This is a genomic window from Corallococcus exercitus, from assembly GCF_003611585.1.
GTDB classification, from domain to species: Bacteria; Myxococcota; Myxococcia; order Myxococcales; family Myxococcaceae; genus Corallococcus; species Corallococcus exercitus.
Genome location: NZ_RAVW01000241.1, coordinates 1 through 14,608 on the forward strand (window position 1 = coordinate 1; position 14,608 = coordinate 14,608).

The following is a 14,608-nucleotide window of genomic DNA, read 5'->3' on the forward strand; positions in this document are numbered from 1 at the left end:
TCCACGCCCAGCAGGTCCAGGCCGCACAGCTCGCTGATACGCAGGCCGCCGCCGTACAGCATCTCCAGGATGGCCTTGTCGCGAAGCCCCAGCACCGTGCTCACGTCCGGCATGTCGAGGATGGCGACGACCTGCTCGCCGAAGTCCGGGTCGGGCAGGCCCAGCACGGCGGCCTCGGCGACGGCGGGGTGCGCGGCGAGGACCTCTTCGACTTCGCGGGGATAGATGTTGAAGCCACCGCTGATGATGAGCTCCCGGGCCCGGCCGGTGATGCGCAGGAATCCGTCGGGGTCCCATTCGCCCAGGTCGCCGGTGCGGAACCAGCCGTCCGCGTCGAAGGCTTCGGCGGTGGCGTCCGGGCGGCGCCAGTAGCCGGTGAAGACGTGGGGGCCGCGGACCTCGATTTCGCCCGTCTCGCCGCGGGGCAGGGGCTTGCGGGAGCGCACGTCCACGACGCGGGCCTCCTGGCCGGGGAAGGGCATGCCCACGGTGCCGGGGCGGCGTTCGCCGTCGTAGGGCTGGGTGGTGTTCATGAGCGTTTCGGTCATGCCGTAGCGCTCCAGGATGCGGGCGCCGAAGCGCGCCTCGATGTCCAGGCACAGCTGGGGGCTCAAGGGGGCGGAGCCGGAGACCCACAGGCGCAGGGGGTGCGGCGTCACGCCGGTGCGGCGGGACTCCTCCAGGAGGCGGCCGTACATGGTGGGCACGCCGAAGAAGAGGGTGAGGGACGCGTCGTCGTGCAGGGCGGCGAGCGCTTCGGAGGCGACGAAGCGGCGGCGCAGGTCCACGCTGGCGCCGGTGAACAGGGTGCCGTGGAGGCCCACCATGAGGCCGTGCGTGTGGAACAGCGGCAGGGTGAGCAGGAGCCGGTCCGCGTCGGTCCAGCGCCACGCCTCGGTGACGGCGCGCACGTTGGCGAGCAGCTGCCGGTGCTGGAGCATGGCGCCCTTGGAGCGGCCGGTGGTGCCGGACGTGTAGCCCAGCACGGCCAGGTCCTCCGCGCGAGGCAGCGGCAGGTCCACGGAGGAGGTCGAGCCCTGCGCCACGACGGCGTCGAAGGCGACAGTGGGAAGGGACGCGGGCAGCCCGGTGGGAGGCGGCTCCACGGTGATGAGCCATTGCAGCGCGGGGAGCTGGTCGCGAAGGGGAGCAAGCTCCGAGGCACCGGAGGCGCCGGTGACGCAGACCTTCACCTCCGCGTCGGAGAGGATGTGGGCCAGCTCCACCTGGCGGTACGCGGTATTGACGAGCACGGCGACGCAGCCCGAGGCCTGGACCCCCAGCCACGTGATGACGAACGCGTCGCTGTTCTCCAGGAAGAGGGCGACGCGGTCCCCGGGAGCGAGCCCCCGGGCCTTGAGTCCGCGAGCGAACGCGTTGACGGCTTCCGCGAGCTGGCCGCGCGTGTAGCGCCTTCCCTCGAAGGAGAGCAGCGGGCGCGCGGGTTCGTGACGGGCGTGGTCCAGGAACACTTTGAGCAGGGAGGCCGGCATGGCGCGCGAGCCTAGCGCCTGATGGCGGAGATGGGAGCCGGTCTCAGCAACGGGGCAGCCTGCCGAGCAGTGCTCACGTCACTCCGTGGTGCGGTTGCCCTGGTATGCCAGAACTGGCATGTTACCGAGGATGGTGAGGCCGCTCATCTGGGTGGGAAGCAGCTTGGATGACCTGAAGGCGTTTCCCGAGGAGGTGCGCGGTGTCATGGGCTACGCACTGCATCTGGCCCAGGCTGGAGGAAAGCACCCGGAGGCGAAACCACTCACGGGCTTCAAGGGAGCTGGAGTGCTGGAGGTCGTCGAGGACTTCGACGGTGACACCTTCCGGGCGGTCTACACGGTCAAACTGAAGGGAGTTATCTACGTGCTGCACGCCTTCCAGAAGAAGTCGAGGAAGGGAATCAAGACTCCCAAGCAGGACATCGATCTGGTGAAGCGCAGGCTGAAGGCAGCGGAAGACCTTCACGTGGCCTGGGAGCGCGCTGAGAAAGAGGGCTCAGAATGAAGAGCGAACCGAAGTTCACACCCAGCAGTGGGAATGTCTTCCAGGACCTGGAGGTCGCTCAGCCCGAGGAGGCCCTGGCCAAGGCGGAACTCGTGGCGAAGATCGCGGAGATCATCGCCAGGAAGAAGCTGACCCAGTCGGCGGCGGCGAAGCTGCTTGACGTGGATCAGCCTAAGGTCTCGGCCCTTCTGCGTGGACACATGGCGGGTTTTTCGACGGAACGGCTGATCCGCTTCCTGACCCTCCTGGGGAGTGATGTCCAGATCGTCGTGCGCGACCGGCCCCGGTCCCGGGCTCCAGGACACCTGGAGGTCATCACTGCCTGACGTTGGGCGCAGGGGAGTTATTGAGTTTGTCTGAAAGGCGCTCACGACTCGAGCCGAGTGGAGAGGGCCTCGGCGTACTGCCTCATGAATGAGAAGTAGCCGCCAGGAGCGCTTCATGAAGAGGACTCATTCCGTCCTGGCCTCCGGGCTCGTATTTGCGGGCTGCATGCGGGCCACAGTTCCAACCCCCGCGAAGTACGAGGAGGACGCCTCCATCACCTTCCCGCAGTTCTTCTCGCAGCCCGCTGTCTCGCTGGGGACGGAAGGCACGGTGTACGCGCTGGATGGAGACACCCTGAGGGCGCTCTCCGTCGCCACCCGGGACCTGCTTCCGCCACAGGACGCCACCGTGTCCTGCGGAAGCCGCTGGGAGTCGCAGCAGTACCGGGTCGTCCGGCAGGGCGACATCATCTTCATCCGCATCGACGAAGACCCGAAGGCGTGTGGCCGCACGCAGCCCGCGCTGGACTCAGGGGCGAGCTACGCCGTCCACCGAGACGGCCGGATCCTCCGGCGGCTCATTGACGGCCAGACGGATGTTTCAAAGCCTGGGGATGCCGGTGTGCCTTCCACGCCGGGAGAGCCCGGGGCCGCGTCCCCGGATGCGCTGGGCGACGGGCCCTCACCGTTCCTGCCGCGCTCCTGGCAGGATGCGGGCGCTCCAGACCCCGCGCCCTTTCAGTAGACCGGAGTCCGGCATGGCGCGCGAGCCTGGCGCCTGCCGCGGCCGTGTCGCGTGCGCGTGATACGTTTCACGCCGCTCCGCGCCCGAACATCCGAGTCCTGTCGCCATGACCAGCCCCTGGTTTGACGTCTCCGCGCTGTATTGCCGCGTGCTCCTGAGCGGCTCGCACCGGTCGCGCAAGGAGACGATCCCCGCCGTCCATGGCTACACCACCCATGACGTCACCGTGTCCGTGGTCGGGACGTTCCAGCTGGTGGCCGCGCACGGCGACAGGCCCTACTTCCGGAACGACAAGGTCACCCTCCGCGTCCAGGCGCGGATGTTCAACGAGTTCGAGTTCCAGGGCGGTGGCGGCGAGCTCATCCGCCGGGGAGGCCGCTCCACCTTCGGTGGTGTCACCCAACCCTCCGACGTGAACCTGGAGCTGCAACCGGGGGGCAAGAACACGGCCACCCTCCGGCTGGGCTCGTTCGGCCCGTTCACCCTGAAGCACCGCATCGAGGTCTGGGACACCTCGCCGCCCAAGCCCGCCCAGGGGCACGTCAACGAAGAGTTCTCCGTCAGCACCCAGCTGTCCCTGCCCTTCCCCCAGGCGCCCGGTCCGGTCCGGTTGGATCAAGCCGAACAGCCGCCCATCCCCTGTCCATTCTCCTGCTGTGACTCCGGCTGCGACATCCGCGTGTCCGGTTCCCTGCGCATCACGCCCGACGTCCCGGTGTTCCACCTGGCGGACGACACGCTGGACCAGAACCCCATCCCGCACTGCCGCGTGCGCGTCCTCTGCCCGGACGGCGTGGCGCGCGAGTTCGAATCCGACGAGGCCGGCGACATCTTCATCCCCCGCGCCAGCAGCAAGGACGTCTACACGCTGCTCGAGGTCCTGGACGACCGGGCGCCCCAGTCCGCGGCGCTCCCGGGCACCTGGACCGTCGACACCGTCCCGGACCGGGTCTGAACGCGTCTCTCCTCGCTCGACACCTCCCCGCCCCCATGCCGAACCTCGACACGCTGTTGAAGTCCACGATGCTGCTCACCGCGGCGCCCGGGGCGAAGTTCCAGTCCTTCGGCCCGGGCGCTTCTCGCGCGACCGGAGGCTCCACGTCGGGCACCGGGCAGTGGATGCACCTGGGGCGGCAGATGCTCGACGAGTGGCCCATGCCGGCGGGCAAGTCGTGGGCGATGTTCTACTGGGTGCTGCGGTACTGCCGCTCCGGGGACACGGTCCGCGAGCGGCTGCTGGAGGAGGGGGCGCCGGTGCCGTGAAGTCCGGCGGCGCCCCGCGTGCGTCGCCGCCTCTAGAACACCGACACGCCCAGCGTGACGCTGCACAGGAAGCCGCCGTGCTGGCTGGTGGCGATGTCCAGGTCGTCCAGGAGGTTCGGGTCGCGGCCGTCCAACGTGCGCCAGTTGTCCTCACGCAGGCGGAAGCCCCAGCCCACGCGCAGCCCCAGGTACATGGGGCCCATCGACTGACGCATGCCCACCGCCAGCGTCGCCACCGGCGTGAGCAGCTTCTCCGTCGTGAACTCCTCCTTCTCGTTGTTGAAGGCGAGGGTGGTCGTCGACGTCCCGCCCATGTTGAAGCTCATGCCTCCCTCCAGGAACGGGCTCGTGCGCGTCTCGCCCAGCGGATACAGGCGCACTACCGGCCCCACCCGGAGGCCCCAGGCGCCCGTGCCGCCGCTCAGGTTCAGGCCCAGGAACGGCGTCGCCCGGTACTCAATCTCACCGCCGAAGATGCCCGAAGGGCTGTTGAAGCCCAGCGCCACACCCAGGTCCAGGTTCGTCCGGCCACCGCCCCGGCGCGGCGCCTCGGTCTCCTGTGCGCGCCCCGTCGAATCCTGGCCCATCCCCTCCGCCGCCGGCGCGTCCGTCCGCTGCGAATAGCCCTCCCAGTTGGCCTCGGAGCCCGACTCCCCCGCGGACGCCACCGGCACCTCCGCCGCCGCCACCGCCGGCACCTCCGCGCTCGCGGCCTCCAGCTTCTGGGCCTCGGCCAGCAGCGCCTGCGCCATCGCCACCGAGCCCTTGTCGCTCAGGCTGGGATTGACGAACTCGTACGCCAGCGTCTTGGTGCGCACGGGCTCATGCGTCGTGGCCAGCTGGTACGTCAGCCGGTACTTCTCCCCGGCCCGCGTCACCTTCGCGCTCAGCGTCAGGTCCGGCGCGCCCTCGTGCTGCGCATCCATCAGGATGGCCTGCGTGGCGGACGTCTTCAGCGCCTCCTCGATGCCGTAGCGCGTCCGCTCCGCCACGGTCGCCGCCGCCAGGCCCGCGGCGTCCACGTCACTGCCCACGTCCTTGAGCTGCAGGTACAGGGCGTCGGCCATGGCGGAGAACGGCAGCAGGGTCGCGGCCAGCAGCATGCTGGCGCGCATCCGGAGAGCGGTGGAGCGCATCGGGGTGTTCCTCGAAATTGTGTGGGAATTGAATCGAGCAGGCAGACGGCCTGACGCTGTTCCTATTCACCTCCAGCGTACCTGCTCGCGGTGTCCGGTCCTGGGACGCGCCCTTCGCGCAACCGGGCACCGCGGCCGGCCATCCCGCCGCCATCCTCCTGTTTCCGGGCGGTTGTCTCCGCTCGGAGCCATGGCACGCGGCTCGCTATGGCCAAGGCCCGTGGACATCCCGAAGGCCCGAGCACCCCGCCGCAAACCCTATCTCCTGGCCGCCCTGGGCCTCGCCGCGCTCGTGGCGGTGACGGTGGGGCTCTCCCGGCTGCGTCCCGCCGCGCCCACCGTGGACAAGGCCTCGGTGTGGCTGGACACGGTGAAGCGCGGTCCGCTGGTGCGCCAGGTGAAGGGCACGGGTTCGCTGGTGCCGGAGTCCATCCGCTGGCTCACCGCCGACACCGCCGGCCGCGTGGAGCGCATCCACGTCCGGCCCGGCGCCACCGTCACCGCCGGCACGGTGCTGCTGGAGCTGTCCAACCCGGACGTGCAGCTCCAGGCCCTGGAGGCCGAACGCCAGCTCGCGAGCGCCGAAGGCGACTACCTGGAGCTGCGCGAGGTGCTCCAGACGCAGCGGCTGTCCCAGCAGGCCACCGTCGCCGCCCTCACCGCCGAGGCCTCCGACGCCACCCGCCGCTCGCAGGCCAACACCGCGCTGTTCCAGAAGTCCTTCGTCGGCGACCTGGAGACGCGCCAGGCCCAGGAGAAGGCGCAGGAGGCCGGCCAGCGTCTGGAATTGGAGCGCCAGCGCCTGGACATCATGTCCCAGAGCCTGCGCCAGCGGCTGGCGTCCCAGCAGGAGCAGGTGGAGCGGCTGAAGGCCGTGGCGCGCTTCCGCCGCCAGCAGGTGGAGTCCATGAAGGTGCTCGCGGGCGAGGACGGCGTGCTCCAGGAGCTGCCGCTGGAGCTGGGCCAGTGGGTGACGCCCGGCGTGCTCCTGGCCAAGGTGGTGAAGCCGGACCGGCTCAAGGCGGAGCTGCGAATCGCGGAGACGCAGGCGCGCGACATCCTCCCGGGCCTGAAGGCGCAGGTGGACACGCGCAACGGCATCGTCGAGGGCACCGTGGCGCGCGTGGCGCCCGCGGCCAGTCAGGGCACGGTGCGCGTGGAGGTGTCGCTGCCGGACGCGCTGCCCAAGGGGGCTCGGCCGGACCTCACCGTGGAGGGCACCGTGGAGCTGGAGCGGCTGGACGACGTGCTGTCCGTGGGCCGGCCAGCGGGGGCGCAGGCGGAGAGCACGCTGGCGCTCTTCCGGCTCCTGCCCGGCGGCGACGAGGCGGTGCGCATCCCCGTGAAGCTGGGCCGCGGCTCGGTGAACGCGGTGGAGGTCGTGCAGGGACTTTCGGAAGGTGACCAGGTGGTGCTGTCGGACATGACCGCGTGGGATGCGGTGGAGCGCGTGAGGCTGCGATGATGACGACGATGACGAACGACGGCGAGGCGAAGGCCGTGGTCCCCGGCGCGGTGCCGGGCCGGGCCCTGCTCCAGCTGGACGGGCTCACCAAGGTGTTCGAGACGGAGGAGGTGGAGACGCACGCCCTCTCCAACATCCAGCTCACCATCCGCCAGAACGAATGGGTGGCCATCGTGGGCCCGTCCGGCTCCGGCAAGTCCACGCTGCTCGCGGTGCTGGGGCTGTTGGACACCGCCACGCGCGGCAGCTACCTGCTGGATGGGCGCAGCGTGCTGGAGCTGTCGCCCACGGACCGGGCGAAGGTGCGCAACCAGCACATCGGCTTCATCTTCCAGAGCTTCAACCTCATCGGCGACCTCACCGTCTTCGAGAACGTGGAGCTGCCGCTCAGCTACCGGGGACTGCCCGCGCAGGAGCGCAAGCAGCGCGTGGAGCGGGCCCTGGAGCGCGTGGGCATGGCGCACCGGGCGCGGCACCTGCCGGGGCAGCTGTCCGGCGGACAGCAGCAGCGCGTGGCGGTGGCGCGCGCCGTGGCGGGAGACCCCCTCATCCTCCTGGCGGACGAGCCCACGGGCAACCTGGACTCGAAGAACGGCGAGGCGGTGATGCAGCTCTTGTCCGACCTGCACAAGGCGGGTTCCACCCTCTGCATGGTGACGCACGACCCGGCGCACGCGCGCATCGCCACGCGCACGGTGAGCCTCTTCGACGGCCGCGTGGTGCAGGACGAACAGCTTCGCTGAAGGAAGGGGGACACGGACCATGGAACACCTGCTCGGCGACCTGCGCTACGCGTGGCGCTCCCTGAAGAACGCTCCCAGCTTCGCCGTGGTGGCGGTGCTGACGCTGGCGCTGGGCATCGGCGCGAACAGCGCCGTGTTCAGCGTGGTGAAGGGCGTGCTGCTCACGCCGCCGCCGTTCGACCAGCCGGAGCGGTTGGTGCTGCTGGCGCCGAACTTCGACGCCTTCGGCCTCAAGGAGGTGTCCAACTCCCTGCCGGAGTACCGCGACCTGCTCACGCACGCGAAGGCCTTCGCGTCGCTCGCGGCCTTCCGGCCCAACGACATGACGCTCACCGGTGGGGAGTCGCCCCGGCGCCTGCGCGTCGTCGTCGCCACGGCGTCCTTCCTGCCCACGCTGGGCGTCGCGCCGGTGCTGGGCCGGGGCTTCACCCAGGAGGAGGAGACGCCGGGCCAGGACCAGGTCGTCGTGCTCACGGACGCCGCGTGGCGCACGCACTTCGCGAAGGACCCGGAGGTGCTGGGGCGCGTGCTGCGGCTGGATGGGGTGCCGCACACGGTGGTGGGGGTGCTGCCTCCGGGCGGCGTCTACCCGGAGGACACGGAGGTGGTGTTGCCCTTCGCGCCCACGCCGCAGCAGCAGGAGGAGTCCCGGCGCGGCAACCGCTTCCTGAGCGTGCTGGCGCGGCTCAAGCCCGGGATGACGCTGGACGCGGCGCGCGCGGACCTGGTGCGCATGGGCGCCGCGCGCACGCCGGACCTGGTGGACCAGTACCGGCAGGCGGGGTGGTCCATGAGCGTGAAGTCGCTGGAGGACCAGGTGGTGGGCGGCGTGCGTGAGACGCTGTGGCTGCTCTGGGGCGCGGTGGGCTTCGTGCTGCTGGTGGCGTGCTCCAGCGTGGCCAACCTGCTGCTCGCGCGGGCGGTGGCGCGGGGCCGCGAGGTGTCCATCCGCGCGGCGCTGGGCGCGGGCCGGGCGCGGCTGGTGGCGCAGTTCCTCACGGAGAGCCTGCTCCTGGCGCTGGTGGCGGGCGCGGTGGGGCTGCTCTTGGCGCTGTGGGGCACGGACGCGCTGGTGGCCACCGTGGGCGAAAGCCTGCCTCGGGCGCAGGGCGTGAAGCTGGACACGGCCTCCGTGCTCTTCACCCTGGGGGTGTCGGTGCTCACGGGCGTGCTCTTCGGGCTGGTGCCCGCGCTCCAGGCCAGCCGCGTGGACCTGCACGCGGCGATGCGTGAGGGCGCGCGCGCCACGGGAAGCCACCGCACGGGCCGGCTGCGCGCGGCGCTGGTGGTGGCGCAGGTGTCGCTCGCGCTGGTGTTGCTGGTGGGCGCGGGGCTGTTCGTGAAGAGCTTCCTCGCGCTCCAGCGCGTGGACGCGGGCTTCGTGTCCGACGGCGTGCTCACCGGAGCGCTCGCGCTGCCCAAGGCGCAGTACCCGGACCGGGCCCGGCAGGCGGCGTTCCAGCAGGCCCTGCTGCCCCGGCTCCAGGCGCTGCCGGGCGTGGAGTCCGCGGGGCTGACGAACGTGCTCCCGCTGGGGGGCTCCATGGACAACAGCTTCGACATCGACGGGCGGCCGCGCCAGCCGGGCGAGCTGTGGAAGGCGGTGGAGTTCCGCGCCGTCACGCCCGGCTACCTGCACGCGCTGCGCGTCCACCTGCGGCAGGGCCGGCTGCTGGAGGACTCGGACGGGCCGGACGCGCCGTGGGCGGTGGTCATCAACCGCTCCTTCGCGGACCTCTTCTGGCCGAAGGGCGACGCCCTGGGGCAGCGGGTGAAGCTGCACGGCCAGGACATGCAGTGGACCACGGTGGTGGGCATCGTGGACGACCTGCGCGAGTGGGGCCTGGACGTGCCCGCGCGTCCGGCGGCGTACTACGCCCTGTCGCAGCTGCCGTCCGTGTCCATGGGCCTGGCGGTGCGCGTGAAGTCGGGGAACCCGGAGGCGCTGCGCGCCCAGGTGGAGGCGGAGGTGCGCGCGGTGGACGCGGATTTGCCGCTGTTCGACGTGTCCCCGCTCACGCGGCGCATGGACGAATCCACCGGAGCCCAGCGCTTGTCCGCGCTGGTGATGGGACTGTTCGCGGGCGTCGCGTTGCTGCTCGCGTCGCTGGGGCTGTCGGGCGTCATCGCCTTCTCGGTGACGCAGCGCACGCGGGAGCTGGGCATCCGCATGGCGCTGGGCGCGGCGCGGGGGGACGTGCTGCGGCTGGTGCTGGCGCAGGGCTTGAGGCTGTCGCTCACGGGCGTGGCGGTGGGGCTGTGCCTGTCATTGGGACTGGCGCGGCTGCTGGGGTCGCTCTTGTATGGCGTGTCGGTGGACGACCCGTGGACGTTCGGCGGGGTGGCGCTGCTGCTCACCGGGGTGGCGCTGGGGGCGTCGTGGCTGCCGGCTCGACGGGCGACGCGCGTGGACCCCATCATCGCGCTCCGGGCCGACTGACGTTCCCTCTTTCTGGCACAGTTCTGCTCCGTGGTGTCCCCCGTGTCCGAACCCGCCGCTTCCTCTCCTCGTCCCACCCGCATCCTCGTCGCCGACGACCAGCCGGACGTGCTGGAGGCGCTGCGGCTGTTGCTCAAGCGCGACGGCTACACGGTGGTGAGCGCGCAGTCCCCCGCGGGCGTGAAGGCCACGCTGGACGCGGAGGACGTGGACCTGGTGTTGATGGACCTGAACTACGCGCGCGACACGACGTCCGGGCGCGAGGGCCTGGACCTGCTGGGCGAGCTGCGCGCAAGGGATGCACTGCTGCCCGTGGTGGTGATGACTGCGTGGGGCACCGTGGAGGGCGCGGTGGAGGCAATGCGCCTGGGCGCGCGCGACTACGTGCAGAAGCCCTGGGACAACACGCGCCTGCTGGCCACGCTGCGCACGCAGCTGGAGCTGGCCCGGGCGCTGCGGCGCAGCCGGCGGCTGGAGGAGGAGAACCAGCACCTGCGCCGCGAGCAGGGCGGGCGCTCTCCGTTGGTGGGCGAGTCGCGCGCGATGCAGCCGGTGCGCAGACTCATCGAGCGGGTGGCGCCGTCCTCTGCGCCGGTGCTGGTGACGGGGGAGCACGGCACGGGCAAGGAGGTGGTGGCGCGGTTGCTCCACGCGGCCAGCCCGCGCGCGGACCGGCCCTTCGTCGCGGTGAACTCCGGCGGCCTGTCCGAGGGCGTCTTCGAGAGCGAACTCTTCGGTCACGTGAAGGGCGCCTTCACGGATGCGAAGGCGGACCGCATCGGCTGCTTTGAATTGGCGGACGGCGGCACGCTCTTCCTGGATGAGATTGGGAACATGCCGCTCGCGCAGCAGGCGAAGCTGCTGCGGGTGCTCCAGACGGGGGAGTTGCACCCGGTGGGCTCGTCGCGGACGCGGCGGGTGGACGTGCGCGTGGTGAGCGCGACGAACGTGGACCTGGGCAAGGCGGTGGTGGAGGGGCGGTTCCGCGAGGACCTGCTCTACCGGCTCAACACGGTGGAGGTGCAGCTGCCGCCCTTGAGGGAGCGGCGCGAGGACATCCCGTTGCTCGCGGCGCACTTCCTGGCGGCGCAGGGCCAGCGCTATGGCCGTCCCGACATCCACCTGGCGCCGGGAGCCCTGGAGGCGCTGCTCGCGTACCCCTGGCCGGGCAACGTGCGCGAGCTGGAGCACGCGGTGGAGCGCGCGCTGCTGATGGCGGTGGGAGACCGGGTGGAAGCGGAGGACCTGCTGCTCAAGAGGCCAGGGCCCGCGAGCGGGGGAGCCACACGCTTGGAGGAGATGACGCTGGAAGAGGTGGAGCGCTATCTGATTGAGCGCGCCCTCGGCCGGCACGACGGCAACGTAAGCGAAGCGGCGAAGGCGCTGGGCCTGTCGCGCAGCGCGCTCTACCGGCGCCTCCAGTACTACGGCATCAAGGGCGCCAGGTGAAACGCAGCCCCCCGGCGCCGCACGACCCGAGCGCCACGCACCCTGCGGGCAAGCAAGACGCATCGGCACCGCCCGACCCGAGCGTCACGAGCCCTGCGAAGCAGCAAGACGCATCAGCACCGCCCGACCCAAGCGTCACTCGCCCTGCGAAGCAGCAAGACGCATCGGCACCGCCCGACCCGAGCGTCACGCGCCCTGCGGACCAGCAAGACGCCCCGGCGCCACACGACCCGGGGGCGACGGAGCACGCGCGGAAGCAGAAGGCCCAGGCGAGCGTCACGGGGCCTGCGGGGGAGCGCAAGGCACCCATACCCCACGACCTGCGCGTGATGTGGCTCGCGGTCCTCGCGGGACTGCCCGCGGTCGTCGTGTCGCTCGCGCTGCTGTGGACGGGGGACTTCACCGCGAAGGTGCGCTGGACGCTGTCCGTGCTCGTGGTGGCCGTCCACGCCGGAGCCTGTCTGGCCGTTCGCGAGCGCGTCGTGCGGCCCCTGCACACCGTCGCGGGCCTGCTCGCGGCGCTGCGTGAAGGCGACTACTCCGTGCGCGGCCGGGGTGGACGCGTGGGAGACCCCCTGGGTGAGGTGATGCTGGAGGCCAACGCCCTGGGCACCACCCTGCGCGAGCAGCGCCTGGGCGCGCTGGAGGCCGGTGCACTGCTGGGCCAGGTGATGGAGGCCATCGACGTCGCGGTGCTCGCCTTCGACGCCTCCGGCACCCTGAAGCTGGTGAACCGCGCGGGCGCCCGGCTCGTGGGCCTGCCTCGCGCCCAACTCCTGGGCCAGCGCGCGGAAGCCCTCGGCTGGGGCGAGCTGCTGGAAGGCCCCGCCCCCCGCCGCCTCACGCGCGTCTTCGCGCAGCAGGACGGCGGCCCCTACGAGCTATGGCGAGGCACCTTCCGCGAAGGCGGCCAGCCCCACCAGCTGGTCGTGCTCACCGACCTGCGTCTGGCATTGCGCGAGGAGGAGCGCGAAGCCTGGCGCCGGCTGGTCCGCGTGCTCAGCCACGAGATCAACAACTCCCTCACCCCCATCCAGTCCATCGCGGACGCCCTGCGGGACACCGTCGCCCAGGTGCCGCGCCCCGCGGACTGGGAGGAGGACACCCGCCACGGCCTGGGCATCATCGCCCGCCGCGCGGAAGCCCTGTCGCGCTTCATGTCCGCCCACGCACGGCTCGCGCGCCTGCCCCCGCCCACCCTGGGGGCCGTCGAGGTGGAGCCCTGGGTGCGGCACGTGGTGGCCCTGGAGCCGCGCCGTCCCGTGGCCGTGCGCCCCGGCCCCGTCCTCACCGTGTCCGGAGACGGGGACCAGCTGGAACAACTGCTCATCAACCTGGTGCGCAACGCCGTGGACGCGGTCCTGTCGGAAGGGGGCAGGGGCGGTGTCTGGGTTTCCTGGGCGGTGCACGCGCCCGGCGCCGTGGAGGTCTGGGTGGAGGACGAAGGTCCCGGCCTGGCCGACACCGCGAACCTCTTCGTGCCCTTCTTCACCACCAAGCCGCAAGGCAATGGCATTGGCCTGGCGCTCAGCCGGCAGATCGCCGAAGCCCACGGAGGCAGCCTGCGCCTGGAGAACCGCACCGACGGCCGGGGCTGCCGGGCGAGGCTCAGGCTCCCGCTGGACGCTCCGCGCGGGTGAAGCCCTTCTTGGCGGACGCCGGCGCCGCCTCGGGAGCGGCGGGAACGGCGTCGGGTTCGGGGACCGGCGCGGCCAGCCGGTAGAGCAGCGCCGTCGCCGCCCAGAAGAACAGCACGCTGAAGCCCATGTGGATCCACGGCGTCCCGTGCCACTCCTGGAGCGAGCGAGGCAGCGCCTCCCCCGTGACGAAGCCGCCCAACCACTGGCCCAGCCAGCACAGCGCCGTCACCCACAGCACGCGCTGCCACGAAGCCACCCGCGCGCGCCCCACGGCATACCGGTGCAGGGCCCACAATAGCCCCGCGGCGCAGCCCCACAGCGCCAGACGTGTCAGTGAAAGCCCAAGGCGCGAAGGACCTGACGGGTTGAACTCCAGCACCCCGAAGGCCGGCGCCAGGATGAGCACCTGCACCAGCACCACCCGGCGCACCCGCTCCGTCAGTCCCTTGAGGAGCTGCCCATACGTCCAGGTCAGCGCAATCATGGGGCCCTCCTCGGGCACGAATGAGCGGAGCTACACGAGAAGAACGGTTCGCCCTTTATTTCTTGATTAATTGGGTTGGGCTGGACTCCCGGCTTCATCCCACCCAAGCAATCTCCATGGGTTGGATTGGCTCCCGCAAAGACTATTCAAAGATGGACACCTCGGAGAGGGTATAGAACTCAGCGGGTGGGCTGGTGCCGTCGTAGATAAGGGATTCCACGGACATCCGCACGAAGCGCACGGGTCCTACGCTGGCCAGGGGCACGTCCTGGAAGACCGGCTCCTGGGCGCCCAGGCGGAGCGGTCCGTCCCCGAAGGGAGACTCTCCTCCGGTGGGCTCGGCGTAGTAGCCGAACGTCGCATCGCGCAGGGACCGCTCCAGCTCGCTCATGTCCCTCAGCGTGACGCGCGCCAGGGATTGCCATTGCTCGCCGTCCACACTGCCCTCCAGGACGAGCCAATCCTTGCCACCCCAACCTTGCAGGTAGCTCAGTCCGCGCACCACCGCGCGGCGAGGCAGGGCCGGCTGGGGCAGGGTGATGACGACGCTGTGGTACCGGGGGTCGGTCTCCTTCTCCCAGAAGTCCACCGGGGTGAGCAGGCCATCCGTCCATGGACAGACATCCGGAAAGGACGGCTCGCACGTCGCGCCGCGGCTGATGGGGCGCAGCGTCCCCGCGGGCAGCGGTTCGGCGCCGGTGCGCCACTCCTGCCGGAAGTAGACGGAGCTGGACTCACCGCCCAGCGGAGAGAACAACCACTCGCCCATGCTGGCGGCGCGCAGCCGCACCTGGGGCGCGGCGAAGTCCTCCAGCACGTAGGGGCTCGGCGTCCATGGTGACGCCATGCCCCTCTGCCGCCAGAGCAGCTCGCCGCCGGACGTGACCCACAGCAGGGGCTCCGGGACGGTGGGCAGCAGGGGAATCGACGAACCGTCCTCGGCGAGCAGCTCCAGCGTGTCGGCGGTCTCCGGCAGGGG

The 14,608-nt window shown here is 71.2% G+C and carries 14 protein-coding genes; 10 read left to right on the forward strand and 4 right to left on the reverse strand.

The annotated features are described in order from the left end of the window. A partial coding sequence (locus D7W79_RS26190) for an AMP-binding protein (RefSeq protein ID WP_120528127.1) occupies positions 1-1,493 on the reverse strand: 1,493 nt, incomplete at its 3' end. 163 nt (positions 1,494-1,656) lie between these two features. On the opposite strand from D7W79_RS26190, the gene D7W79_RS26195 reads away from it, so the two are divergent. The 5 genes from D7W79_RS26195 to D7W79_RS26215 all read left to right on the forward strand — a co-directional run bounded on the left by D7W79_RS26195 (position 1,657) and on the right by D7W79_RS26215 (position 4,272). Further along, on the forward strand, positions 1,657-1,998 hold the full coding sequence (locus D7W79_RS26195; RefSeq protein ID WP_244221974.1) for a type II toxin-antitoxin system RelE/ParE family toxin: 342 nt from the start codon (positions 1,657-1,659) through the stop codon (positions 1,996-1,998). Further along, positions 1,995-2,324: a helix-turn-helix domain-containing protein gene (locus D7W79_RS26200; RefSeq protein ID WP_120528129.1), complete on the forward strand. Its 330-nt coding sequence runs from the start codon at positions 1,995-1,997 to the stop codon at positions 2,322-2,324. Before D7W79_RS26195 ends, D7W79_RS26200 begins: the two co-directional genes overlap by 4 nt. A 115-nt stretch (positions 2,325-2,439) precedes the next feature. Then, on the forward strand, positions 2,440-3,009 hold the full coding sequence (locus D7W79_RS26205; RefSeq protein ID WP_147442052.1) for a hypothetical protein: 570 nt from the start codon (positions 2,440-2,442) through the stop codon (positions 3,007-3,009). 106 nt (positions 3,010-3,115) lie between these two features. Then, complete coding sequence (locus tag D7W79_RS26210) at positions 3,116-3,964, forward strand: hypothetical protein (RefSeq protein WP_147442053.1); 849 nt, start codon at positions 3,116-3,118, stop codon at positions 3,962-3,964. Between the two features lie 35 nt (positions 3,965-3,999). Then, the gene (locus D7W79_RS26215) at positions 4,000-4,272 is read left to right on the forward strand and encodes a hypothetical protein (protein ID WP_120528132.1); all 273 of its coding nucleotides are present in this window, start codon (positions 4,000-4,002) and stop codon (positions 4,270-4,272) included. Positions 4,273-4,304: 32 nt separating this feature from the next. Here the strand turns inward: D7W79_RS26215 and D7W79_RS26220 are convergent, their stop codons facing one another. Continuing rightward, the gene (locus D7W79_RS26220) at positions 4,305-5,408 is read right to left on the reverse strand and encodes a hypothetical protein (RefSeq protein ID WP_147442054.1); all 1,104 of its coding nucleotides are present in this window, start codon (positions 5,406-5,408) and stop codon (positions 4,305-4,307) included. Between the two features lie 220 nt (positions 5,409-5,628). On the opposite strand from D7W79_RS26220, the gene D7W79_RS26225 reads away from it, so the two are divergent. From D7W79_RS26225 to D7W79_RS26245, 5 genes are all read left to right on the forward strand, one after another. Beyond that, a complete protein-coding gene (locus tag D7W79_RS26225) occupies positions 5,629-6,873 on the forward strand; it encodes an HlyD family secretion protein (RefSeq protein ID WP_120528134.1) in 1,245 nt (414 codons plus the stop codon). Then, positions 6,873-7,616: an ABC transporter ATP-binding protein gene (locus D7W79_RS26230; RefSeq protein ID WP_439099229.1), complete on the forward strand. Its 744-nt coding sequence runs from the start codon at positions 6,873-6,875 to the stop codon at positions 7,614-7,616. The genes D7W79_RS26225 and D7W79_RS26230 overlap by 1 nt, the downstream gene beginning before the upstream one ends. Positions 7,617-7,635: 19 nt before the next feature. Beyond that, complete coding sequence (locus tag D7W79_RS26235; protein WP_120528136.1) at positions 7,636-10,056, forward strand: ABC transporter permease; 2,421 nt, start codon at positions 7,636-7,638, stop codon at positions 10,054-10,056. A 30-nt stretch (positions 10,057-10,086) separates the two neighbouring features. Beyond that, entirely contained in the window at positions 10,087-11,505 is a 1,419-nt protein-coding gene (locus D7W79_RS26240; protein ID WP_120528137.1) for a sigma-54-dependent transcriptional regulator, read from the forward strand. 329 nt (positions 11,506-11,834) lie between these two features. Further along, positions 11,835-13,145, forward strand: a complete 1,311-nt coding sequence (locus D7W79_RS26245) for a sensor histidine kinase (protein WP_120528138.1) — start codon at positions 11,835-11,837, stop codon at positions 13,143-13,145. Here D7W79_RS26245 and D7W79_RS26250 read toward each other — a convergent pair. Further along, a complete protein-coding gene (locus D7W79_RS26250) occupies positions 13,114-13,629 on the reverse strand; it encodes a hypothetical protein (protein WP_120528139.1) in 516 nt (171 codons plus the stop codon). The genes D7W79_RS26245 and D7W79_RS26250 overlap by 32 nt on opposite strands. Positions 13,630-13,771: 142 nt before the next feature. Next, a partial coding sequence (locus D7W79_RS26255; protein ID WP_120528140.1) for a hypothetical protein occupies positions 13,772-14,608 on the reverse strand: 837 nt, incomplete at its 5' end.